At 73.5% G+C, this 23,224-nt stretch carries 18 protein-coding genes and 1 pseudogene; 9 read left to right on the top strand and 10 right to left on the bottom strand.

Annotation, left to right across the window (positions count from 1 at the left end; genetic code table 11):
• Positions 1–61: 61 nt before the first annotated feature.
• The 5 genes from ACU6P3_RS29375 to ACU6P3_RS29355 are packed head-to-tail and all read right to left on the bottom strand — an operon-like array spanning position 62 to position 5,498.
• Positions 62–934: a glycosyltransferase family 2 protein gene (locus tag ACU6P3_RS29375; RefSeq protein ID WP_447198120.1), complete on the bottom strand. Its 873-nt coding sequence runs from the start codon at positions 932–934 to the stop codon at positions 62–64.
• A 5-nt stretch (positions 935–939) separates the two neighbouring features.
• Positions 940–1,725 carry a CDP-alcohol phosphatidyltransferase family protein gene (locus tag ACU6P3_RS29370; protein WP_199813938.1) on the bottom strand — a complete coding sequence of 262 codons (786 nt, stop codon included), beginning with the start codon at positions 1,723–1,725 and terminating at the stop codon, positions 940–942.
• Positions 1,703–2,767: an iron-containing alcohol dehydrogenase family protein gene (locus ACU6P3_RS29365; RefSeq protein ID WP_030741343.1), complete on the bottom strand. Its 1,065-nt coding sequence runs from the start codon at positions 2,765–2,767 to the stop codon at positions 1,703–1,705. The genes ACU6P3_RS29370 and ACU6P3_RS29365 overlap by 23 nt, the downstream gene beginning before the upstream one ends.
• Positions 2,755–3,504 carry a phosphocholine cytidylyltransferase family protein gene (locus ACU6P3_RS29360; RefSeq protein ID WP_447194861.1) on the bottom strand — a complete coding sequence of 250 codons (750 nt, stop codon included), beginning with the start codon at positions 3,502–3,504 and terminating at the stop codon, positions 2,755–2,757. Before ACU6P3_RS29360 ends, ACU6P3_RS29365 begins: the two co-directional genes overlap by 13 nt.
• Positions 3,501–5,498, bottom strand: a complete 1,998-nt coding sequence (locus tag ACU6P3_RS29355) for a DUF5941 domain-containing protein (RefSeq protein ID WP_447198119.1) — start codon at positions 5,496–5,498, stop codon at positions 3,501–3,503. Before ACU6P3_RS29355 ends, ACU6P3_RS29360 begins: the two co-directional genes overlap by 4 nt.
• 292 nt (positions 5,499–5,790) lie before the next feature.
• Here ACU6P3_RS29355 and galE point away from each other — a divergent pair, with 292 nt between their 5' ends.
• The 3 genes from galE (at position 5,791) to idi (ending at position 8,733) form a co-directional block, all read left to right on the top strand.
• Positions 5,791–6,783, top strand: a complete 993-nt coding sequence (gene galE, locus ACU6P3_RS29350) for a UDP-glucose 4-epimerase GalE (RefSeq protein ID WP_447194860.1) — start codon at positions 5,791–5,793, stop codon at positions 6,781–6,783.
• A gap of 202 nt (positions 6,784–6,985) precedes the next feature.
• On the top strand, positions 6,986–7,924 hold the full coding sequence (locus ACU6P3_RS29345; protein ID WP_447194859.1) for a cation diffusion facilitator family transporter: 939 nt from the start codon (positions 6,986–6,988) through the stop codon (positions 7,922–7,924).
• Positions 7,925–8,130: 206 nt separating this feature from the next.
• On the top strand, positions 8,131–8,733 hold the full coding sequence (gene idi, locus ACU6P3_RS29340) for an isopentenyl-diphosphate Delta-isomerase (RefSeq protein WP_447194858.1): 603 nt from the start codon (positions 8,131–8,133) through the stop codon (positions 8,731–8,733).
• Positions 8,734–8,962: 229 nt separating this feature from the next.
• Here idi and ACU6P3_RS29335 read toward each other — a convergent pair.
• Positions 8,963–9,436 (bottom strand): annotated as a pseudogene (locus tag ACU6P3_RS29335) (ATP-binding protein); the annotation flags it as partial.
• Positions 9,437–9,691: 255 nt separating this feature from the next.
• Between ACU6P3_RS29335 and ACU6P3_RS29330 the strand changes: the two are divergent.
• The 4 genes from ACU6P3_RS29330 (at position 9,692) to ACU6P3_RS29315 (ending at position 14,321) form a co-directional block, all read left to right on the top strand.
• Positions 9,692–10,477 (top strand): enoyl-CoA hydratase/isomerase family protein, encoded by a 786-nt coding sequence (locus ACU6P3_RS29330; RefSeq protein ID WP_447194857.1) that lies wholly within the window; start codon positions 9,692–9,694, stop codon positions 10,475–10,477.
• Between the two features lie 64 nt (positions 10,478–10,541).
• Positions 10,542–11,405: an SCO6745 family protein gene (locus ACU6P3_RS29325; protein WP_447194856.1), complete on the top strand. Its 864-nt coding sequence runs from the start codon at positions 10,542–10,544 to the stop codon at positions 11,403–11,405.
• 215 nt (positions 11,406–11,620) lie between these two features.
• Entirely contained in the window at positions 11,621–11,734 is a 114-nt protein-coding gene (locus ACU6P3_RS29320) for an LPFR motif small protein (RefSeq protein WP_267958483.1), read from the top strand.
• A 175-nt stretch (positions 11,735–11,909) separates the two neighbouring features.
• The gene (locus ACU6P3_RS29315) at positions 11,910–14,321 is read left to right on the top strand and encodes a Tex family protein (RefSeq protein ID WP_447194855.1); all 2,412 of its coding nucleotides are present in this window, start codon (positions 11,910–11,912) and stop codon (positions 14,319–14,321) included.
• Positions 14,322–14,368: 47 nt separating this feature from the next.
• Here ACU6P3_RS29315 and abc-f read toward each other — a convergent pair whose 3' ends face one another.
• Positions 14,369–16,006: a ribosomal protection-like ABC-F family protein gene (gene abc-f, locus ACU6P3_RS29310; protein ID WP_447194854.1), complete on the bottom strand. Its 1,638-nt coding sequence runs from the start codon at positions 16,004–16,006 to the stop codon at positions 14,369–14,371.
• A 172-nt stretch (positions 16,007–16,178) separates the two neighbouring features.
• On the opposite strand from abc-f, the gene ACU6P3_RS29305 reads away from it, so the two are divergent.
• Positions 16,179–17,141: an FAD-dependent oxidoreductase gene (locus tag ACU6P3_RS29305; RefSeq protein ID WP_447194853.1), complete on the top strand. Its 963-nt coding sequence runs from the start codon at positions 16,179–16,181 to the stop codon at positions 17,139–17,141.
• Between the two features lie 47 nt (positions 17,142–17,188).
• Here the strand turns inward: ACU6P3_RS29305 and ACU6P3_RS29300 are convergent, their stop codons facing one another.
• Both ACU6P3_RS29300 and ACU6P3_RS29295 read right to left on the bottom strand, forming a co-directional pair.
• On the bottom strand, positions 17,189–18,568 hold the full coding sequence (locus ACU6P3_RS29300; RefSeq protein WP_447194852.1) for a M14 family metallopeptidase: 1,380 nt from the start codon (positions 18,566–18,568) through the stop codon (positions 17,189–17,191).
• Positions 18,568–20,568 (bottom strand): Xaa-Pro dipeptidyl-peptidase, encoded by a 2,001-nt coding sequence (locus ACU6P3_RS29295; RefSeq protein ID WP_447194851.1) that lies wholly within the window; start codon positions 20,566–20,568, stop codon positions 18,568–18,570. Before ACU6P3_RS29295 ends, ACU6P3_RS29300 begins: the two co-directional genes overlap by 1 nt.
• 211 nt (positions 20,569–20,779) lie before the next feature.
• Between ACU6P3_RS29295 and ACU6P3_RS29290 the strand changes: the two genes are divergently transcribed.
• The gene (locus ACU6P3_RS29290; protein WP_447194850.1) at positions 20,780–21,832 is read left to right on the top strand and encodes a LacI family DNA-binding transcriptional regulator; all 1,053 of its coding nucleotides are present in this window, start codon (positions 20,780–20,782) and stop codon (positions 21,830–21,832) included.
• A gap of 157 nt (positions 21,833–21,989) precedes the next feature.
• Here ACU6P3_RS29290 and ACU6P3_RS29285 read toward each other — a convergent pair whose 3' ends face one another.
• Entirely contained in the window at positions 21,990–23,162 is a 1,173-nt protein-coding gene (locus tag ACU6P3_RS29285; RefSeq protein ID WP_447194849.1) for a glycosyltransferase, read from the bottom strand.
• Positions 23,163–23,224: the final 62 nt, after the last annotated feature.

Raw genomic sequence — 23,224 nt, 5'->3', positions numbered from 1 at the left:
GGGCCAGGCCCCGGGGGCGAGACCGACCGGTCTCCCCCCGATGCTCTCAGAGCCGAGCTTGTCAGATGACAGGCGGTCGGCCCAGCCGGGTCAGGCGCCATACCGTACGCCACTTCATCGGGCGGCGCGGACCGCACGGCGTCGCCCAGCCTTCCCGGAACCCGCCGAACCACGCCGTGAGCGCGGCCCGGGACGGGCTCCGGAACAGGGTGAGGAGCAGCCATACGCCCAGGTAGCACGGGACGACGGGCAGAGGCAGGTTGCGGCGGGCCAGCCAGACCCGGTTGCGGGCCACCATGCGGTGGTAGACGGCGTGCCGGGAGGGCTGGGTCGTGGGGTGGGTGAGCACCAGGTCGGCCCGGTAGTCGATCATCCATCCCGCGTCCAGGGCCCGCCAGGCGAGATCCGTCTCCTCGTGCGCGTAGAAGAACTCCCCCGGCAGCGGACCGACCTCGGCGATCACCCGCGTGCGCACGGCGCTGGCCCCGCCCAGGAACGTCGTCACCCGCGAGGACCGCATCGGGTCCGAGGCGCGCAGCCGGGGCACGTGCCGGCGCTGGGTGCGGCCGGTGTCCGGGTCGGCGATGCGGAAGCTGACGACGCCGAGGCGGGGGTCCGCGGTGAACGCCTCGCGGACCAGCCGCGCGGTGTCGGCGTTCGGCAGGCACCCGTCGTCGTCGAGGAAGAGCAGCACGTCCACGTCCCGCCCGGCCGGCCCGAACGCCTCGATACCGACGTTCCGGCCGCCCGGGATGCCCAGGTTCTCGGGCAGCTCCACCGTCCGCACCCCGGCGGGCACGTCGCCCACCGGGGCGCCGTTGCCGACCACCACGACCTCGACCGGCTCGCCCTCCTGCCGCGCGACCGAGTCGATCAGCGCCCGCAGCTCGCCGGGGCGGTCACCCATGGTGATGATGACCGCGCCGAGCCGCAGGTCGCTCACTTCAGCCTGCTGGACGCCAGGATGGAGACCAGGTGCAGGAGCGTCTGGAGGACGGCGATGCCCGCCAGGACCGCGATGCCGAGCCGGGTGAAGAACAGGTCGCCCCGGACCATGTCGGCGATCGCGACGACGAGGATGAAGAGACTGGCCTCGATCCCCCCGACGAGCCGGTGGAACTTGAGCGCGGCGGCGGCCCTGCGGGCCAGCGCCAGGCCGGAGGACCGGGGCGTGGACGCCTCGTCCTTGACTGCGGGCAGCCCGCTGCGCTGGCGGGCCACGTCGACCAGGTCGGTCTCCGCCTTGATCAGGATGGCGCCGAGGGCCGCGACCGTGCCGAGGAAGGCCCACAGCCAGTTGGTCGACGAGCCGTCCTGGTGGAAGACGTCCGCACCGCGCACACCGAAGCCGACCAGGAGGGCCGCCTCGCACAGGTAGTGGCCGATGCGGTCGAGGTAGACCCCCGTGATGGAGGTCTGCTTCCGCCAGCGGGCCACCTCGCCGTCGACGCAGTCGAGCAGCAGGTAGATCTGGAACAGGACGGCCGCGAGGATCGCCCCGGTCAGCCCGGGCACGAGCAGGACGGCCCCGCCGGCGATCCCCACGACCACCATGAGGTACGTGAGCTGGTTCGGCGTGATCCTGGTGTTCACCAGGAACGGGTCGACGTGCAGCGAGATCTCCCGCATGTACAGTCGCCCGGCCCAGTGCTCTCCGCTGCGCCGGTCCTTCACTCCCTCCGGGTGAACGACCGGGCGGAGTTCAGCTACTGATGGTCGAGGCATAGTCGGAGTACGCGTCCCTGATCTGGTCGGTGGACAGGTCGAGGTGCTCGAGGATGGTGAAGCGGCCCGGACGGGTCTGCGGCGCGTAGGCGACGGCCCGTACGAACTCGTCCACGGAGAAGCCGATCTCCTCCGGCAGCACGGGCAGCCCGTGGCGCCGCAGCACCTCCGTGAACAGCTGTGACTCCTCGTGGGCGCCGCGCAGCCGCATGGCGAAGGCGGCGCCGAGGCCGACCTGCTCGCCGTGCAGCGCGGCCCGCTTGGGGTGGAGGAGGTCGAAGGCGTGGCTGATCTCGTGGCAGGCGCCGGACGAGGGGCGGGTGTCCCCGCTGATCGACATGGCGATGCCGGAGAGGACCAGCGCCTCGGCGAGGACGGAGAGGAACTCGTCCTCGCCGACCCCGCCCGGGTGGCGCAGAACCGCCTCGCCGGCCGTCCGGGCCATGGCGGCGGCCAGTCCGTCGACCGGCTCGCCGTTGATCCGGTGGGAGAGCTCCCAGTCGGCGATGGCGGAGATGTTGGAGACGGCGTCCCCGATGCCGGAGCGGACGAAGCGGACCGGGGCGTCCCGGATGACGTCGAGGTCCACGACCATGGCGATCGGGGTGGGGACGCCGTAGGAGCCGCGGCCGTTGTCGTTGTCCAGGGTGGAGACCGGTGAGCAGATGCCGTCGTGCGAGAGGTTGGTGGCCACGGCCACCATCGGCAGCCCGACCCGGGCCGCCGCGTACTTCGCCACATCGATGATCTTGCCGCCGCCGAGTCCGACGACGGCGTCGTAGCGGCGGCTGCCCTTGATGTCGTCCGCGAGCCTGACCGCCGAGTCGATCGTGCCGTCCGCGACCGGGAACCAGTCGGCACCGGGCAGCACCGGGGCGAACCGCTCCCGCAGCGCCCGGCCCGAGCCGCCGCTGATGGCGATCGACAGCCTGCCCGAGCCGGAGATCCGCTGATCGGCGAGGAGCCCGGCGAGGTCGTCCAGGGCGCCCGGCCTGATGTCGACGACGACGGGCGACGGGATGAGCCGCGTCAGTACAGGCACGCGATCTCACGGCCCTTCGCGAGGTCGTCGTGGTTGTCGATCTCCACCCAGGGGACGTCGCCGATGGGGGCGACGTCGAGGGTGAAGCCGCGGTTCACCAGTTCCTGGTAGCCGTCCTCGTAGTAGAGGTCGGGGTCGCGCTCGAAGGTGGTCTTCAGCGCGTCGGCGAGATCCGCCGCGGCCTCGGGCTCGATCAGCGTCACTCCGATGTACTCGCCGGTGGCGGTGGCCGGGTCCATCAGCTTGGTGATCCTGCGCACGCCCTTGGGGCCGTCCGTGACGACCTTCATCTCCTCGTCGGCCAGTTCCTTGACCGTGTCCAGGGCGAGGATGATCCGCCGACCCGCGCCGCGCGCGCCGAGCAGCGTCCTCTCGACGGAGACCGGGTGGACGGTGTCGCCGTTGGCGAGGATCACGCCCTCGCGCAGCACGTCCCGCGCGCACCACAGGGAGTAGGCGTTGTTCCACTCCTCGGCCTTGTCGTTGTCGACCAGGGTGAGCTCGATGCCGTACGTCTTCTCCAGCGCGGCCTTGCGCTCGTACACGGCCTCCTTGCGGTAGCCGACGACGATCGCGGCCTCGGTCAGGCCGACCTCGGCGAAGTTGCCCAGGGTGAGGTCGAGGACCGTGGTGGTCCCCTCCCCCGCCGGGTCCACGGGCACGAGGGCCTTCGGGAGCGTGTCGGTGTAGGGGCGCAGACGCCGTCCGGCACCGGCGGCCAGTACGAGGCCGATCATGCGGGTTCTCCTTCGTCGTGTACGGCTGGGGCTCCGGAGGACACCCAGAACCGGATGGACTCCACCAGCGCGACCAGCGCCACGGCGGCGGCGATCAGCGTCAGCTCCAGCGTGAGGTCGAATGCGCGCGTGGAGAGGGCGGCGAACACGATGACCAGCAGCGTGCGGCCCTCGTGGCCGCCGAGGGCCCGGACGAGCCGACGGGGCGGGGCGCCGGCGCCGCCGCGGATGCGGTACACCGTGTCGTAGTGATGGTAGGCGACCGCCGCCACCAGCCCGAACGCCGCCGGGAGAGCGCCGGGCACGTCGGCGCGGGCGGCGAGGACCAGGATCGTGCCGTACTCGGCCGCCCGGAAGACCGGGGGGATCAGCCAGTCGAGCGCGCCGCCCATCCGCCGGGCGACGGCCAGCCCCGAGGTCAGGACGTACACCACACCGCCGATGATCACGAGGCCGCCGAAGTGCGCGTACCCGGAGGAGGGGGCCGTGAGCGGCGCGAGGGCGGCCGTCGCGAGGACCGTGGCGGCGCCGGCGACGGCGATCAGGAGGGGCAGCGGGCCGGGGAGCTTACCGGCCGGGCTGCGCAGCACCCGTGCGACGGCCTCGGCGAGCGGTCCCGAGTCGGCGAGGTCGGCCAGCGCCCGTGCGGCGCGGTCGGTACGGGTGGCCTTGCGCGTCACCGAGCGCAGCACCCGCCCGGCCGTGGTGTAGCAGGCGGCGAAGGCGCAGCCGACGAGCAGCGCGTAGAAGACGACGCGGGGCGTGGTCAGGGCGGTCAGCACGGCGATCATCGCCCAGCGCTCGCCGATCGGGAGCACGATCATCCGGCGTACCCACACCGTCCAGCCGACGCTGTCGAGCCGGGTGGAGAGCGCGGTGGTGGGGGTGCCGGTCACGGCCTTGCCGGAGGAGGTCGCGGCGGTGGCGTCGACGTGTGCCTCGTTGAAGGCGAAGTCCACGACGTGGCGGCAGGTCTGGAGGACCATCGCGGCCAGGGCGAGGGCCCAGACGTCGTCCCCGCCCCGGGCGGCACCGAGCGCGAGGCCCGCGTAGTACGCGTATTCCTTGGCGCGGTCGAAGGTCGCGTCCAGCCAGGCGCCCATCGTGGAGTACTGGAGCGAGTAGCGGGCGAGCTGGCCGTCGGTGCAGTCGAGCACGAACGAGAAGAGGAGCAGCAACCCGGCGGCGACATAGCCGCCCCGGGTGCCGGTGGCGGCGCAGCCCGCCGCTATCAGCGCGGTGAACAGCGACGCGGTGGTGACCTGGTTGGGGGTCAGGCCCCGGCGCGCGCACCAGCGCGCGAGGTAGCGGGAATAGGGGCTGATGCAGAAGGTGGTGAAGAACCCGTCGCGCGCCTTCACGGCGGAGCGCAGGCGTACGGCCTCGTCGTCCACGGCGGCCACGGCCGTCTCGGCCTGTTCCCGGGCGTCGGGGCCGGCCGGTACGGCGGCGACGAGCGAGCCCAGTTCGGGGCGGTGCACGGCGGTGCCGCCGGTGCCGAGGGCGACGGCGACCCGGTCGGCGAGCGAGGCGGCCGGAGCGACGGCGGTGGCGGCCGGTCCTTCGGCCGGGGCCGCAGCGGGGGCGGCGGAGGGATCGTCGGTGGGGGCCGGCGCGGCGACGCCGGCCGACGGGGCCCCGGTACCGCCCGCCGCCCCCGGTGTGCTCGGGATACTCGCCGTTTCGCCCGGGCCGTCCGCGACGGACGCCAGGGCGCGCAGCAGCGCGGCGCGCGCCTCCGGCTTGGCGGTGAGCGCCCCGGGTACGGCGGCGGCCGGGAAGCGGGGGTCGGTCAGTGCCAGCCGCAGGGCGTGCAGGTGGCCGACGAAGCCGGCGTCGACCAGTGCGACGCGCTCGGCGGCGGGCGCCGAGGCGAGCAGGCTCCGGGCCTCGTCGGCGCCCGGCGCGGTACGTACGTCGAAACCCAGCGACCGCAGATGGCCTTCGAGCGGCGATCCGGGTACCGGGGAACCGGTGAGGATGGCGGTCGACAGACGAACTCACTCCTTGGCACTGACAGGGCGGGGCAGGGCGCGCGAAGACGTGGCCCGGGAATCCGGACGGCGGCGTGTCGGCAGAGGCTATCGGATGAACAGAAGGCCTAGTTCACCGCCCGTTTACGCGACCGACGCCCTGATCTGGGCGGGAGTGGTGCGCGCGGAGATCATCATCGTCGATCGGTGACCCGCCCCACAAACCACACGGGCGGGATTCCGGCCGCAGGAACGTCGCGCCCGGGGCGGCGCGACGAGGCCGTCGCGGTCCGTACGCCGTTAGGGTGGCGGGATGACGTGGCTGATCACAGGCGGTGCGGGGTACATCGGGGCACATGTGGTGCGGTCCATGACCGGGGCCGGGGAGCGCGTGGTCGTCCTCGACGACCTGTCGTCGGGCCTCGCCGAGCGGCTGCCCGGGAGCGTTCCGCTGGTCCGCGGCTCGCTGGCGGACCGGGAGCTGGTGGACCGTACGCTCGCCGGCCACGGGGTCACCGGTGTGGTGCATCTCGCGGGCAAGAAGCAGGTCGGGGAGTCCGTCGAGCAGCCGCTGCGGTACTACCGGGAGAACGTGCACGGGCTCACCGTGCTGCTGGACGCGGTCGTCGCGGCGGGGGTGCGGCGCTTCCTCTTCTCCTCCTCCGCCGCCGTGTACGGGGTCCCCGATGTGCCGTTGATCACGGAGGGGACGCCGACCGTACCGATCAATCCGTACGGCGAGACGAAGCTCGCGGGCGAGTGGCTGGTACGGGCCGCGGGCCGGGCACACGGGATCTCCACCGGATGTCTGCGCTACTTCAACGTGGCGGGGACCGCGCTGCCCGAGCTCTCCGACACCGGGGTGTTCAACATCATCCCGATGTACTTCGACCGGATCACCCGGGGCGAGGCACCACGGATCTTCGGGGACGACTACCCGACCCCGGACGGCACCTGCGTCCGTGACTACATCCATGTCGCGGATCTCGCCGACGCCCACCTGACCGCCGCGCGCCGGCTGGCCGACCGGGACGCGGCCGGGGACCCGGGAGACCTCACGGTCAACATCGGCCGCGGTGAGGGTGTCTCGGTCCGGGAACTGGCGGACCTGGTGGCCGATGTCACCGGTGACCGCACGCCGCCGGTGGTCGAGGGGCGTCGGCCGGGCGACGCCGCGACGGCGGTGGCGGCGGTCGGCCTGATCGAACGGGAGCTGGGCTGGACCGCGAGCCGGGGCCTGCGCGAGATGGTCGAGTCCGCCTGGGAGGGCTGGCTGCTGTCCCACCCGGCGGCCGCGCGCCGCTGAGGCTCCGCCGCGTCGGCGACCGGACGACCGGTCGCAGAGCCGTACGGCTCCCCCCGCGAGCGCCTGACCTGCGTTTCATTTCCGCAGGTCAGAGCATATGACAACGGTGTTCAGTGCCGTGTTGCCGGATACCCCCCACCCGTAGTTCACTGACGTCGTCGGCAGATCGTCGAGAGCGTCGGAACGACCGGGAGGCGTCCACATGGGGGCAGGCCACAGTCACGGGCACACGCACGGCGGACCACCGACGGGAACGACGACCTCGGCCTACCGGGGGCGGCTGCGCATCGCGCTCGCGATCACGCTGTCGGTGATGGTGGTGGAGATCGTCGGCAGTGTGGCCGCCGGTTCCCTCGCGCTGTTCGCGGACGCGGCGCACATGGCGACGGACGCCGTGGGGCTCGGGATGGCCCTGCTCGCCATCCACTTCGCGAACCGCCCGGCGACCGCCAACCGCACCTTCGGTTATGCCCGCGCGGAGATCCTGGCCGCGCTGGCCAACTGTGTGCTGCTGCTCGGCGTCGGGGGCTTCCTGCTGTACGAGGCCGTCGAGCGCTTCGTCACGCCGCCCGAGACCCGCGGCGGCCTGGCGCTCATCGTGGCCTTCGTCGGCATGGTCGCGAACCTGGTCTCCCTCTCGCTGCTCGTACGGGGCCAGAAGGACAGCCTCAATGTGCGCGGGGCGTATCTGGAGGTCCTCGCGGACACCCTCGGCTCGCTCACCGTCCTGGTCTCGTCCGGGATCGTACTGCTCACGGGGTGGCAGCAGGCCGACCCGATCGCGGGCCTGCTGATCGGCCTGATGATCGTCCCGCGCACGGTCAAGCTGCTGCGGGAGACGTTGAACGTCCTGCTGGAGGCGGCGCCGAAGGGCGTGGACATGGGCGAGGTACGGGCCCACATGCTCGCGCTGCCCGGCGTGGCGGACGTCCACGACCTCCACGCCTGGACGATCACCTCCGGGCTCCCGGTGCTCTCGGCCCACGTGGTGGTGGACCAGGAGGCGCTGGACACGGAGGGGCACGAGAAGATGCTGCACGACCTCCAGGGCTGTCTCGGTCACCACTTCGACGTCGAACACTGCACCTTCCAACTGGAGCCCCGGGGCCACGCGGCGCACGAGGCGAAGCTCTGCCACTGACGGCCGCCGGCGGACCACCGGGTCGGGACGGGACCCGCCGACGGCGCCCGTCCCGACCCGGCGCACCCCCGTCCTGACCTGGCGGGAGCGGGCGCGGACGACACCCACGGGCGGTGACGAGAACGGACATGCCCACCCGCCCGAGATGCGAGGACCGGGTCCCCGTGGGGCAGACTTGGGTGCCAGGCCCGAAGCGAAGGATGGCTATGCCGACCACACCAGTCACGACGGCGAGCACGGCGAGCGACGCGTCGAGCGGCACCCGAGAACCGATCCTGCTGGAGCTCGTCGACGAGAGCGGCAACACCGTCGGCACCGCCGAGAAGCTCTCGGCGCACCAGGCGCCGGGACAGCTGCACCGGGCGTTCTCCGTGTTCCTCTTCGACGAGCAGGGGCGGCTGCTGATCCAGCGCCGCGCCCTGGGCAAGTACCACTCTCCCGGGGTGTGGTCGAACACCTGCTGTGGTCATCCGTACCCCGGCGAGTCGCCGTTCGCCGCGGCGGCCCGCCGGACGTACGAGGAACTGGGCGTCTCGCCCTCGCTCCTCGCCGAGGCCGGCACCGTGCGCTACAACCACCCCGACCCGCTTTCCGGACTGGTCGAGCAGGAGTACAACCACCTGTTCGTCGGGCTGGCGCAGGCGGCGCCCCGGCCCGATCCGGAGGAGGTCGGCGAGACTGCGTTCGTCAGCCCGGCGGAACTGGCCGAGCGGCATGCCGCGGCGCCGTTCTCGGCGTGGTTCATGACCGTCCTGGACGCGGCGCGTCCGGCGATCAGGGAGCTCACGGGGTCCGCCGGGGGCTGGTGACACCGCCCCACGACGCCGCGTCGCGGTCTCGTGGGTCACGCTCTCGCAAGTCGTCCCGCGGGTCACTCTGTTGCGGTCCGAGGTCTCGTGGGGTACGGGGCGGTACGGCGCGAGGGAGCGCGTCGTGCGACGCGGCGGCGCGGGGACGGGGCCGGGCCGACGGTGCCTCGCCGGTCGGCGCCTGCGCTCCGGTCGTGCGCGACGGTGTCCCGACGGGCCCGGGTACCGTGGCCGACGGCTCGAACGGCAGGATCGCCCGGACGGCCTTTCCGCCGTCCGCGGTGCGCTCGATGTCGAAGCCGCCGCCGGCCTCTTGGGTGATCTCCCGTACGAGCAGCAGCCCGCGGCCGCCCGTGCGCTCCGGGTCGGCCTCCAGGACCGTGGGCCGGTAGGGATGGCGGTCCTCGACACAGACCCCTAACCACCCCGCGCCGACCCCCACTTCGACGGCGATCTCCGGTGACACCACGGCGGCGTGCCGGACGGCGTTGGTGACCAGTTCGGAGAGGATCAGCAGCAGGGCCCCCACGACCGCCTCCCCGGCGGGCACGCACCGCCGCTCCAGCAGGTCCCGCACCGCGCGTCTGGTCCTCGGTACGGAGACGTCGACGGCGGGCGCGGTGAACCGCCAGACCCCTTCGTACGGCAGCGGCGCCGGGCCCGGAACACTCCCGCGGCTCTCCCTCTGCGGCCCCATCCTCATCCCCTCATCCCCTCGTTCCCCTCGGTTCGACCGGTGCGGACGATGTCGCGCCTCGTCCGTCAGGGACCGAGTCTTGGGATCCGCCGGGCACTACTCAATTACTGAACAGAAGTCAATGGTTATTGGTGGAGTGCGACCGGAAGTGCACGCAGATGATGACAAGAGGTTCGGCCTTGACCTTTTAATAATGTTTTTGGAGCAGGTGCACATGCCTCCGGGATACCAGCGCATCTTCCGGCGGATAGCATCCCGCGCATGGAGCCCCAGCTGCCGCACACCGTGGCCGACGGCGTCGCGACCGTGGTCATACACCGTCCCGACAAACGCAACGCGATGACCCCGTCGATGTGGCGCCGACTGCCCCCGCTGCTGGCGCGTCTGGCGGCCGACCCCGCCGTCCGGGTCCTGGTCCTGACCGGCGCGGGCGACACCTTCTGCGCCGGGGCCGACATCTCCTCGCTGCGGGATCCGGACGAGGACACGCGGGCTCCCGTGGTCGCGGCGGAAGAGGCACTGGCCGCCTTCCCCAAGCCGACACTCGCCGCCGTGCGCGGCTACTGCGTGGGCGGCGGCTGCCAGTTGGCGGTCGCCTGCGACCTGCGGTTCGCGGAGGAGGGAGCGTGGTTCGGCATCACTCCGGCGCGCCTGGGCATCGCCTACCCGGCGTCGTCCACCCGCCGACTGGTCTCGCTGGTGGGGCCGTCCAGCGCCTCTTACCTGCTGTACTCCGCCGAGTTGATCGGTACGGAGCGCGCCCTGCGCACCGGACTGGTCGACGAGGTGCTGCCCGCGGGCGGACTCGGCGAGCGTGTCGCGGAGTTCACCCGCGTCCTGGTCGCCCGGTCGCGGCTGACCCAGGCCGCGGCCAAGGAGTCCGTGTCGGGCTGCACCGACCGCGACGCCCACTGGGCCCGGCAGGCGCGCGACAGCGGGGAGACGGCGGAGGGAGTCGCCGCCTTCCTGGAGCGCCGGGAGCCGCGCTTCACCTGGACCGCCCCGGGGGCCGCGGACGGGTCCGCCGACGAGGGGGACGACCGATGAACCGGGCCCATCCATGGCCTGGATCCGCCGTTCGTTCGTACCGACCAGTCGGTAACATAGCGCCATGACCACTCTGCCCGAGCACGCCGTGCGACGCTGTTACTCCGTCGTCAACCCCATTCACTCGACCGTCTACTTCTCCCCCGAGATCGGCCGCGAGTTCGCCGCCGCCGGACTCGACGCCCCGGCCGCCGTCTACTTCGCGAACCGGGCCGCCCCGCTGGGCCGGGTCGGCGCGGGAGCCGTCACCGCGACCTTCTACAACTTCAAGCACGACCTCGTGGCGCTCCACGTCCCCCGGATATGGGAGACCCTCTCGCCCGAGGAGGCCCTCGGCGTACGGCTGCGCGCGGTCGACTCGCTGCTGCGGCGGCTGCTCGGCGAGGAGGTACTGGACTCGAAGGAACTGGCCGAGGCGGCGGAGCTGGCGCTGCGGGCCGCCGAGGCGTGCGCCCGCCCGGCCCGCCCGCTGTACGCCGCCAACGCGGACCTGCCGGTCCCGCGCGAGCCGCACCTGGCGTTCTGGCACGCCGCGACGCTGCTGCGCGAACACCGGGGCGACGGCCACCTGATGGCGTTGACGACAGCCGGGCTCGGCCCGCTGGAGGCGCTGGTCAGCCACACGGCGAGCAGTCAGGGGGCGGCGGCCGGGTGGGTCCGCTCCAGCCGGGGCTGGAGCGAGGAGGAGTGGGCGGCGGCCCAGGCTCGGCTGCGGGACCGCGGGCTGCTGGACGACGCGGGCGGGCTGACGGCGTCGGGTGAGAAGCTGCGCGCCGATCTGGAGGACGAGACCGACCGGCTGGACGCGGCGCCCTACGAGCACCTGGGGGCGGCGGGAGTGGCCCGGCTGACCGAGCTGGCCGCCGGACTCACCGCGGCGGCACGGGCGGCGGGGGCGTTCCCCGCGCAGATCTTCGCCAAGCGCTGATCGACCGGGCCGGGTGCCGGGCCGGGTGCCGTGCCGCGCGGTGTTTACGAACCGTACGACCGGATACCCGCTTCTCCACAGGTGGTGAGGCCACGGTCCCACCCACCGTACGAAGGACGCTCACGGCGCGTGCCCCGCACGCAGGCGACGGCCCGTGCGCGGTGTGCGCGGGCGTCCACGTGGCCGCCCCGGAGCCACCTGGAAAGGAGGCCGACGTGTTCCGTGCCATCGCCGATGTGTTGCGTGCCATCGGTTCCACGCTCGCATCCGTGGTGACGCTTCCCTTCCGCGCGCTCGCCCGCCTCTTCGGCGGCGCCGCGCACGGCTGATCCCCACGCGAAGCGCCGGGCCCTCCTGCCTGCCCGTACGCGCGCGCCGCACCCGCCCGTGCCCCTCCCCCGTCGGCACACGGCGTCCGCGCGGTCCGCAGCCGGTCGCGCCCACCGCTGTCGGTGCCACCTGCCACAATGCAGTCGGCGGACCCCAGAACAGCGGAGCGTGATCGTGACGACGTCCATCGAAGGCAGGATCGCCGAGGAACTCGGCGTACGGGAGCGGCAGGTGAAGGCGGCCGTCGAGTTGCTCGACGGCGGGTCGACCGTGCCGTTCATCGCGCGCTACCGCAAGGAAGCGACCGAGATGCTCGACGACGCGCAGTTGCGCGCCCTCGAGGAGCGGCTGCGCTACCTGCGGGAGTTGGAGGAGCGGCGGACCACGATCCTGGAGTCCGTGCGCGAGCAGGGCAAGCTCGACGACGCCCTGGAGGCGCGGATCCGGGCCGCCGGCACGAAGGCGCGTCTGGAGGACATCTACCTCCCGTTCAAGCCCAAGCGGCGGACGAAGGCGCAGATCGCCCGGGAAGCTGGTCTGGAGCCGCTGGCCGACGGGCTGCTGGGCGACCCGTCGGTCGAACCGCTCGCGGCGGCGGCCGCGTTCGTGGACGCGGACAAGGGGATCGCGGAGCCCGCCGCCGCGCTGGAGGGCGCGCGGGCCATTCTCACCGAGCGGTTCTCCGAGGACGCCGACCTGATCGGTGAGTTGCGCGAGCGGATGTGGGCCCGGGGCCGGCTGGCCGCGAAGGTGCGGGAGGGCAAGGAGGAGGCCGGTGCCAAGTTCGCCGACTACTTCGACTTCGCCGAGCCGTTCACGGAGCTGCCCTCGCACCGGATCCTGGCGATGCTCAGGGGCGAGAAGGAGGAGGTCCTCGACCTGGTGATGGAGCCCGAGGAGCCGTCGGACGAGCCCGGCCCCAGCTCGTACGAGGTCTCGGTGGCGCACCGGTTCGGCATCGCCGACCGCGGCCGGCCGGCGGACAAGTGGCTGGCGGACACGGTCCGGTGGGCGTGGCGCACCCGTATCCTCGTGCACCTCGGCATCGACCTGCGGCTGCGGCTGCGCACGGCCGCGGAGGACGAGGCGGTCCGGGTCTTCGCGGCGAACCTGCGCGACCTGCTGCTGGCCGCTCCCGCCGGCACCCGCGCCACGCTCGGCCTCGACCCCGGGTTCCGTACGGGTGTGAAGGTCGCGGTCGTGGACGCCACGGGCAAGGTCGTCGCCACCGACACGATCTATCCGCACGTCCCCGCGAACCGGTGGAAGGAGTCGCTGGCCACGCTGGCCCGGCTGGCCGAGGTGCACAAGGTCGAGCTGATCGCGATCGGCAACGGCACGGCGTCCCGGGAGACCGACAAGCTCGCCGCGGAGCTGTGCGCGGCGCGCCCCGAGCTGAAGCTGACGAAGGTGATGGTCTCGGAGGCCGGTGCCTCGGTCTACTCGGCCTCCGCGTTCGCCTCACAGGAACTGCCGGAACTGGACGTGTCGCTGCGCGGCGCGGTGTCCATCGCGCGGCGCCTGCAGGACCCGCTCGCCGAGCTGGTGAAGATCGACCCCAAGTCCATCGGGGTCGGCCAGTACCAGCACGACCTCTCCGAGGTGAAGCTGTCGCGCTCGCTGGACGCGGTGGTCGAGGACTGTGTGAACGGTGTGGGAGTGGACGTCAACACGGCGTCCGCGCCGTTGCTCTCCCGGGTGTCCGGCATCGGCGCGGGCCTCGCGGAGAACATCGTGGCCCACCGCGACGCGAACGGTCCGTTCGCCTCCAGGCGCGCGCTCAAGGACGTGGCGCGGCTCGGTCCGAAGGCGTACGAGCAGTGCGCGGGCTTCCTCCGGATCCGCGGCGGCGACGACCCGCTGGACGCGTCGAGCGTGCACCCCGAGGCGTATCCGGTGGTCAGGTCGATGGTGAAGACCACGGGCACCGAGGTCGCGGCCCTGATCGGGAACGGACCGGTGCTGCGGTCGCTGCGGCCCGCCGACTTCGTGAACGAGTCCTTCGGTCTGCCGACCGTGACGGACATCCTGCGCGAGTTGGAGAAGCCGGGCCGCGACCCGCGGCCGGCTTTCAAGACCGCGACGTTCAAGGAAGGCGTGGAGAAGATCGGCGACCTGGCGCCCGGGATGGTGCTGGAGGGCGTCGTGACGAACGTGGCGGCGTTCGGGGCGTTCGTGGACGTCGGGGTGCACCAGGACGGGCTGGTGCACGTGTCGGCCATGTCCCGTTCGTACGTGAAGGACCCCCGGGAGGTCGTGAAGCCGGGTGACGTCGTCAAGGTGAAGGTGCTGGACGTCGACATCCCGCGCAAGCGGATCTCGCTGACGCTGCGGCTGGACGACGAGGTCACGGCCTCGGGTCCTGCGTCCGGGGGGTCGCGCCCGGCTCGCCCGGCGCGTTCGGAGCGGTCCGACCGGGGGGAGCGATCGGAGCGGTCCGGTGACGGCGGCCGTACGCCGCAGCCGCGGACGGGCGGGGGTCGCGGGGCCGGTGGCCGCGCACGCCGTCAGGGCTCCTCGGCGCCGGCGCCGGTGAACAGCGCGATGGCGGACGCGTTGCGACGGGCGGGACTGACGGATCGGTGATCGTCCAGTGCCGGTCGCGGCACTGGGAGCGGCGGGCCGGGCGGGCCTCAGTGTTCCGTCACCCGGCCCGCCGCCACCGTCAGGTTCCGCGTCGTGCGGACCGCGTGCAGCATGCGGCGGTCGTGGGTGACCAGCAGAAGCGTGCCCGCGTAGGAGTCGAGCGCGGACTCCAGTTGCTCGATGGCGGGCAGGTCCAGGTGGTTCGTGGGTTCGTCCAGGACCAGCAGGTTCACGCCCCTGCCCTGGAGCAGGGCCAGCGCCGCGCGGGTGCGTTCGCCCGGCGAGAGCGTGGTCGCCGGGCGCAGCAGATGAGCTGATTTCAGGCCGAATTTGGCGAGGAGGGTCCGGACGTCGGCGGGCTCGGTGTCGGGCACGGCCCGCCGGAAGGCGTCCAGGAGGGTCTCGGGGCCGTGGAAGAGGGCCCGGGCCTGGTCGATCTCGCCGACGACCACCCCGGAGCCCAGGGCCGCGTGCCCCGCCTCCAGGGGAAGGCGGCCGAGGAGCGCCGCCAGCAGCGTGGACTTGCCGGAACCGTTGGCTCCGGTGATGGCGACGCGGTCACCGCGGTCGATCTGGAGCGAGACGGGTCCGAAGCGGAAGTCGCCTCGCCGGGCCTCGGCCGCGCGCAGGGTGGCCACGACGGCTCCCGAGCGCTCCGCGGCGGCGATCTCCATGCGGAGTTCCCACTCCTTGCGGGGCTCCTCGACCACGTCCAGACGTTCGATCATCCGCTGCGTCTGGCGCGCCTTGGCGGCCTGCTTCTCGCTGGCCTCCGTCCGGGCCTTGCGGCCCATCTTGTCGTGGTCGGTCGTCTTGCGCCGGGCGTTCTTCACGCCCTTGTCCATCCAGGACCGCTGCATGTGCGCCCGCTCCTGGAGGGCCGCCTTGCGGTCCGCGTACTCCTCGTACTCCTCGCGGGCGTGGCGGCGCGCGGTCTCCCGCTCCTCCAGGTAGGCCTCGTAGCCACCGCCGTAGAGGGTGATCTTCTGCTGCGCCAGGTCGAGTTCGAGCACCTTGGTGACGGTGCGGGCGAGGAACTCGCGGTCGTGGCTGACGAGGACCGTGGCCGCGCGCAGTCCCGTCACGAAGGACTCCAGCCGGGCCAGGCCGTCCAGGTCCAGGTCGTTGGTGGGCTCGTCCAGCAGGAAGACGTCGTACCGCGAGAGCAGCAGCGAGGCGAGGCCCGCGCGGGCGGCCTGGCCGCCGGAGAGGGTGGTCATCGGCTGGTCGAGGCCGACGGTCAGGCCGAGCGAGGTGATGGTCTCCTCGGCGCGTTCGTCCAGGTCGGCGCCGCCGAGGCCGAGCCAGCGTTCCAGGGCGAGGGCATAGGCGTCGTCGGCGCCCGGCGCGCTCGCCACGAGCGCCTCGGTGGCCTCGTCCAGGGCGGCCTGGGCGGCCGTCACCCCGGTACGGCGGCCCAGGAAGTCACGTACGGTCTCCCCCGCGCGGCGCTCGGGCTCCTGGGGCAGATGGCCGACGGCGGCCGTGGGCGGGGAGAGCGCGAGGGCCCCGTCCTCGGGGGTGTCGAGGCCGGCGAGCAGCCGGAGCAGGGTGGACTTTCCGGCCCCGTTGGCGCCCACGAGTCCGATCACCTCACCGGGCGCCACGACCAGGTCGAGTCCGGAGAAGAGCGTGCGGTCGCCATGGCCCGCGGAGAGGTCCTTGGCTACGAGCGTGGCAGTCATCAGGGTGCTGATACTAACCGGCGGCCACCCCGCCGCCACCCCGCCGCCGACCGGCCACTGACGGCGCGGGGAAGCGCGAAGCGCCGCTCCGCGCGTCCGCCGGGCGAGCGCCCGTGGCCCGCTGGCGTCGTGGAATGGGCCTGACAAGCCTCGTTCCGCTACGGTCCCGGGCATGAACGGCAGGAAGAGCGATGTGCTCGTGGTCGGTGGTGGCGTCATCGGTCTGACGACGGCGGTGGTACTCGCGGAGGGCGGTCTCCGTGTGAGCCTGTGGACACGCGATCCCGTCGGCCGGACCACCTCGGCGGTGGCGGGCGCGCTGGTCTGGCCGTACCGCATCGAGCCCGCTCGCCGGGTCTCGGCCTGGCTGGAGCGGTCGCTGGACCACTACGAGCGGCTCGCGGAGCGCCCCGGAACGACCGGGGTGCGGATCGTCCCCGGGCTGATGGCGAACACCCGGCCCGACAGCCTCGGCGGCTGGGCCGCGCGGGTGCGCGAGCTGCGCGAGGCACGTCCCGAGGAGCTGCCCGACGGGTTCGCGCAGGGGGTGCGGGCCGCGGTGCCGCTCGTCGACATGCCCGTTCATCTGCGGTACCTCAAGGCGCGGCTGCGGGCGGCGGGCGGCACGGTCGAGCGGCGCGCGGTCACGGATCTGGCCGAACCGGCGAGCCTGGCGCCCGTCGTGGTCAACTGCACGGGGCTGGGCGCCCGCGAGCTGGCGCCGGACGTGTCGCTGTATCCCGTGCGCGGCCAAGTGGTGGTCGTGGAGAACCCGGGGATCGACGAGTGGTTCGTGGCGGCCCTGCCCGGCTCGGCCGGCACGACCTACCTGATGCCGCACCCGTACGGTCTGCTGCTCGGCGGCACGACGACCGAGCACTCCTGGGACCTGCGGATCGACCCGGCCGAGGCGGAGGTGATCGTCGCGCGCTGCGCCGCGGTCCGTCCCGAGCTGGCGGGCGCGCGCGTGCTGGAGCACCGGGTGGGGCTGCGGCCGGGGCGCGCCCGGGTCCGGCTGGAGGCCGTGACCCGGCCCGGCGGCGCACGGCTGGTGCACAACTACGGACACGGCGGCGCCGGGGTCACCGTGGCCTGGGGATGTGCGGAGGAGGCCGCCCGGCTCGCGCTGGAATGAGCCGGGCGTCCGGCGCCGCCGCCCGAGGCTCGTGCCGTCGCGTGCCGTCAGCAGGACCGCCGGGGCGTCCCCTCCGTCAGGTGGTACTCCGCGCGGGCGTCGAGGAGCAGGGGGACCAGCGCGCGCTGCGACTGGCGCAGCGGCACGAACGCCCCCGTGCCGACGGGCACGGACGCCACGCCGTGCAGGGCGAGTTCGTCCTTCACGTCCGCGTACTGGCCGGCGTCGAGGGCGTAGCCGCACGGCGGGTCCTGAAGGATCTCCTCCGGGGCCGCCGGCTCGTTGTCGGCGCCGCCGAGGTGGACCGGGCCGCGGTCGGCCAGCCCGGCGAGCCGGGCGGTGACCGTGGCGGCGGCGATCGCGCCCCGGCGCTCGTCGGCGAAGGAGAACAGACCCTTCAGTGAATCGAGTTGGCTGGTGACCCGGCGCCGGTTGTTCAGGGCTCCGTCGGCCTTCTCGGCATCGGTCAGCGGATCGACGCGGCTCTCGATGAGCAGTCCGACCGCGTGTTTGACGCCGACCGCGTTGCGCAGGATGCGTTCCTGTCCGTCGCCCGCGGTCTGCTTGACGGGGTCGCCGGTGACCGGGTCGGTCCAGATGCCGTAGGTGCCGATGGAGTGGCCGGCATCGCGCGCGGCGGGGCGCACATGGTGTTCGGAGAGCGTGCGGGACTCGTCGTGCACGCGGGCGGCCGTGTTGAGGTTGCGCGGCCAGAGGTCGAACAGGTCCTTGTCGTAGTACGGCGGGGTCGCCCCGTACTCGTGCAGGTCGTAGACGACGTCGGGGCGGCGGTCGCGGATGACCGCGGCCAGGGCCCGGCCCTCCGCGGTCCTCAGCGCGATGTGGTCCCGGTTGATGTCGACGCCGTCGGAGTTGCCCCGGGTGTCGGCGGCGCGGCCGTCCGGGTTGGCGGTGGGGACGACGAGGACCTTCGTCCGGTCCAGGAAGCGGCGGGTGTCCCGGTCCTGGGTGTAGGCGAGGTCGCGCACGGTGGTCAGGCAGGCCTCACGGCCGGACGGCTCGTCACCGTGCTGGCTGCAGACGAGCAGGACGGTCGTGGGGGCGTGCCGCGCGCCGAGTTCGACCAGTTGGAGGGGGCGGTCCCGCTTCGTCGTGCCGATGGTGGTGAGCGAGACGCGTGCGCCGCCACCGGCGACGGCGGCCAGGAAGTCCTGCTCCTGTGCCTGGCCGGTCCAGCGCGCGCCGTCGCTGGTCTCGAATTCCGTGCGCGGCGGGGCCGGGGCCGCGTGGGCGGGGGCCGTGGCCACGGGCGCGGCGAGGGTGGCGAGGGAGGCGACGGCCGTCGCCAGGGCGAGAGCGCGCAAGGGGCGCGTGCCACGCGCGGAACGCGCGCCACGTGAGGTACGTATGGCGCGTACGGGGTGTATGGAGCGTACGGCTCGTACGGGACCGGAGCGGAACGGCATCAGGTGCGGTCTCCCGGGATCGGTGGGATGCGGTGCGGCACGACCACGCCGCTCGGGCGGGACTCGGGTGCCGTGCCCAGGGACGGCGCGGGGCCGGTGGTGGCACGGGCGAGGGCGTCGGGGCCGCCGACGAGCGGCAGCCGGGCGGCCGTACGGGCCAGGTCGAGGGCGAGGGTGGGGGTGGTGGACGGCGGGTCGATGAGGTTCCGGTCCGTCCCTCCGATGATCAGGGCGAGCCGGTGTCCGGCGGGGACGACGTGGTCGCTCGCGGCCAGCCGGATCGTGAGGGTGTAGGGCGTTCCCGGGGTGAGCGGGCGGCCCCGGCCGGGCGAGCCGGCGGTTCCCAGGTCGGCCCAGCCCCGGCTGAAGACGGTGTGGCCGACGTCCGCCGTGCGGGGAGCGGTCTCGCGGTAGCAGGAGCTGTCGGAGGCCGTGCTCGCGCCCCAGCAGGTGCGCTCGGTGAGGGTGGTGATGCCTTCGCCCGCGGCGCCGTAGTCGCGGATGGTGTCCGGGCCGAGGTCGACCAAGACCGCGGAGAGGTGGGCGGACGTGGTGGAGGGGGTGGCGGTGACGGTCACCGTGGCGGAGCCGGACAGCCGCAGGTCGCGGCTGAGCGGGCGGGTGGTGAAGCCGGCCTTCGCGGGGGTCGGCCGGTCGATGTCGGTGGCCCAGTCGGTCTCCCCCTGACGCGGGTCGTCCGTGAAGGTCTCCGTCGCACCGGGCCGCGCGGGGGCGGTGCCCAGGGTGCCCACGCCGGGGACGTCGCCCGTGCCGGGGCGCAGGGTGGTGGCGGTGCCGCTCGGCGGCCAGACGCGGTCGGTGGACCAGCGGCCCGGCGCGCGCTCGACGTCGGCCATGGGCTCGCGGTCGACGCCGTTGTCGTAACCGAGCAGGTAGTGGTCGAACCAGCGGTGCAGCGTGGTGACCCACTCGGCGCGGCGGAAGTCGAACGGGTCGACGTGCCCGGTCTGCGAGAGCCAGATCTTGCGCTCCACGCCGGCGGACGCGAGGGCGTCCCACCACTGGCCGAGGTGCTTGGTACGGACGTTGAGGTCCTGCATCCCGTGGACGGCGAAGACGCTCGCGCGTACCGAGCGGGCGTCCTTCACGTGGTCGCGTTCGGTCCACAGTCCGGTCCAGTCGCCGGTGCGCGGGGCGCCCTCGACCAGCCGTCGTTGGACGGCCCGGCAGCGGGAGCGGGCCTCGGGGCTCTCCACGTAGTCGGACAGCCAGTCGGGGCCGGAGTCGTACAGGGGCGCGCCCTGGGCGAAGTAGTAGTCGTACCAGGAGCTGATCGCGCCGATGGGGACGATCGTGCGGAGCCCTTCGACGCCGGTGGCCGCCACGCCGTTGGCGACGGTGCCGTCGTAGCTCTTGCCGATCATGCCGGTGGCGCCGGTGGTCCAGTCGGCGCGCACGCCCTGGGTGCCGGTGCGGCTGCCGTAGGCGCGGGCGCGGCCGTTCAGCCAGTCGATCACGGCCTTGGCGGACTGGACGTCGGAGCGGCCGCCGACGTCGACGCAGCCGTCGGAGCGGTTGGTGCCGGCGAGGTCGACGGCGACGAAGGCGTAGCCGCGCGGCACGAAGTAGTTGTCGTAGTAGAGGGGGAATCCGAGGGGGTCGCCGTCCGCGTCGTAGGTCTTCTTCTGGTTCTCGTTCCCGCGGCCGCAGCAGGAGTAGTACGGACTGGCGTCCATGATCACGGGAATGTCGCGGCCCGCGAGCGCGGCCTCCCGCGGCCGGACGATGTCGACGGCGACGCGGTCGGTCCGGCCGTCCTCGTCGCCGTCGATTCCGGTGTCCACCCAGACGGACTCCCGGATGGCGTCCTCGTACGAGTAGACCGCTCCGCTCTCCCGGGCCGGCCGCTCGGGGCCGGCGGGTGCGGTCTGGGCGGCCCGGGCGTCCGCCGGACCCAGCAGCGACACCAGCAGCGCGGCGGTGAGTGCCAGAACCGGTGTCGCGCTCCATCGGCGGGCGTTCCGCCCTCTGATCTCCATGGGGCGGACGGTACCCGGTCCAACTACTGTGCGAAACAGGGCAGTCGGGAGAGTGGAGAGGCCGTCCGCCCGCCCTGGTGTGCGCTCAGATGAGCGGTCGCGGCGTAGGCTGTACCGGTCCGGCGGGCCGTCCCCGTACGACGGGGATCCGCCGTACGACGGGGCGCCGCCGCGCCGTCCCCGCCATGACCGCCGACGAGGAGCGCCTGCCGTGCCCGAGCCGTCCCCTGGGTCCCGCCCCGCCCCGCGCCCCACCCTGGAGGCCGTCGCCGAACGCGCCGGTGTCTCCCGGGCCACGGTCTCCCGGGTCGTCAACGGCGGTGCGGGAGTGCGTCGGCCGCTGGCCGAAAGGGTGCGGCGGGCGGTCGAGGATCTGGGGTACGTACCGAACCACGCGGCCCGCAGCCTGGTCACACGGCGCACCGGCGCCGTCGGCGTGATCATCGCGGAGCCGGAGGTGCGGATCTTCTCCGACCCGTTCTTCTCCCAGCAGATCCGCGGCATCAGCAGGGAACTGACCGCCCAGGACACGCAGTTGGTGCTGCTGCTGGTCGACGGGCCGGGCGATTACGACCGGATCGGCCGTTATCTGGCGGGCGGCCATGTGGACGGCGCGCTCGCGTTCTCACTCCACACGGACGATCCGATCCCGGCGCTCGTCCGCCGGGCCGGCCTGCCGACGGTCTTCGGGGGCCGGCCCGGCTGGACCGCGGGCGCGGACGGTCAGGCCGTGCCGTACGTGGACGCGGACAACCGCGGGGGCGCGCGGACGGCCGTGCGGTACCTGTGCGGGCTGGGCCGCCGGAGGATCGCGCACATCGGCGGCCCGCCGGACCAGACCTCGGCCACCGACCGGCTCGACGGCTACCGCGACGTGCTGCCCGACGCGGAGCCGGAGCTGGTCGCCGAGGGCGCCTTCACCGAGGAGAGCGGGGCGCGGGCGATGGAGCGGCTGCTGCTGCGGTGTCCGGACCTGGACGCGGTGTTCGCCGCCAACGACCTGATGGCGTCGGGCGCGCTGGGCGTGCTCAAGGCGCGCGGGCGGTCGGTGCCGGACGATGTGGCGCTGGTCGGCTTCGACGACATCGACCCGGTCGCCCGCACCACCGACCCGCCCCTGACCACCGTCCGCCAGGACGTCGAGGGCCAGGGGCGCCTGATGGCCCGGCTGCTGCTGCGCGGTCTGGACCGGCAGCGGGAGGGCGGGCCCGCCCCGGAGTCGGTGATCACCCCGACCACGCTGGTGCGCCGGGCCTCGGCCTGAGCCGGCGCCCGGCCCTGAGTCGCGGGAGCGGCGCGGACGCCGGCCGTCCGGCCACGCGGCCGGACGGCAAGGACACCGGGCGACCGGACGGCGGGAACACCGGGCGGCCCCGCCGGACCCGGCGTACGAGGGCCGGGCGGGGTCGCCGACCGCGCGGTTACGGCCGGTCCGGCACCAGCTCGGCGGTGAGATCGGCCAGGACCCGCGCGACCGTGGGTGTGCCCCGCATCTCGGCCGCCAGGCGCTCGGCCTCCGCACGGTACGACGGCTCCTTCAGCACCGACTCGACGGCCGCGCGGATCCTCGGCACGTCCTGCGGACCGAACAGGGCCCATCCCTCCTCCGGCCCCGCGGGCGTCACCGCCAGGCCCGCCCCGGCCTCGCCGACCAGCCGGGCGTTCACCGGCTGGTCGGCGAAGAGCGGAAGGATCACCAGCGGCAGGCCGGCCGCCACCGCGCCGAAGGTGGTGCCCGAACCGCCATGGCAGAGGACGACGGACGCCTCCGCCAGGACGTCCGCCTGGGGGACCCACGCCTCGACGCGCACATTGGCCGGAATGGGACCGAGCGCGGACACGTCGGTGGCCCGCCCCGCCGTGAGCAGTACGCGCACCGGCAGCCCGCCCACGGCCTCCAGCGCCGCCCGGTACACGGCGGCGGTGTCCGGCAGCCCGCCGGCCTCGGTGCCCAGTGTCAGGTAGACCAGCGGGTCGTCGTTCCCCTCCCACCAGTCCGGCAGCGAGCCGGCGCCGCTCGGCGCCCCGGCGTCGTGGTACCGCCGGGTCCCGGCGAAGGGGGACGGGTCCAGCGAGCCGGGGAAGCGGGAGACGAACGGCGACGCGCGCAGCCGGTCCACGAGGCCCGTCGCGTACGACTCGAGCACGGGCGTGGCCGCGCCGAGCGCGAAGTCCTGCATCTCCGCCGCCGATACCGAGATCTGGGCGTGCGGGATCCCCCGGCGGTCGGCGGCGATCACCGACGCGTACTCGCCCACCTCGTGCAGGACCAGGTCGGGCCGCCAGTCGTCGCACGCCTCCTCGACAGCGGGCAGCAGCGCGCCGGCGCCCAGCCGGCCGAACAGCTCCCGGATGAGCGTGGTCTCCCGCTCCCTCGGCGTCATCGTCGCCACCCCCGCGATGACAGCGCCCAGCTCCTCGTCGGACGGCCCCCCGCCGATCCGGTAGGGCTCCGCGCGGGCCGCCAGCGCCGCTTCGAGCTTCGGCGGTCCGACGACGAGGACCTCGTCCCCCCGCGCGGTGCAGGCGTCGATGAACGGGATGAGGGGCTGGAAGTGACCTGAGCCGCCGGTCGAGGCGAAGAGTACGCGCATGAGCATGATCCTATGAGCGGGCCCGAGCCGCACACACGTCCACATTTCGCCGATGTCGCGCA

The sequence above is a fragment of the Streptomyces hebeiensis genome (assembly GCF_052983195.1).
The sequence above is the reverse complement of the archived record's forward strand: the minus strand, read 5'-3'. Positions and strand labels throughout refer to the sequence as shown.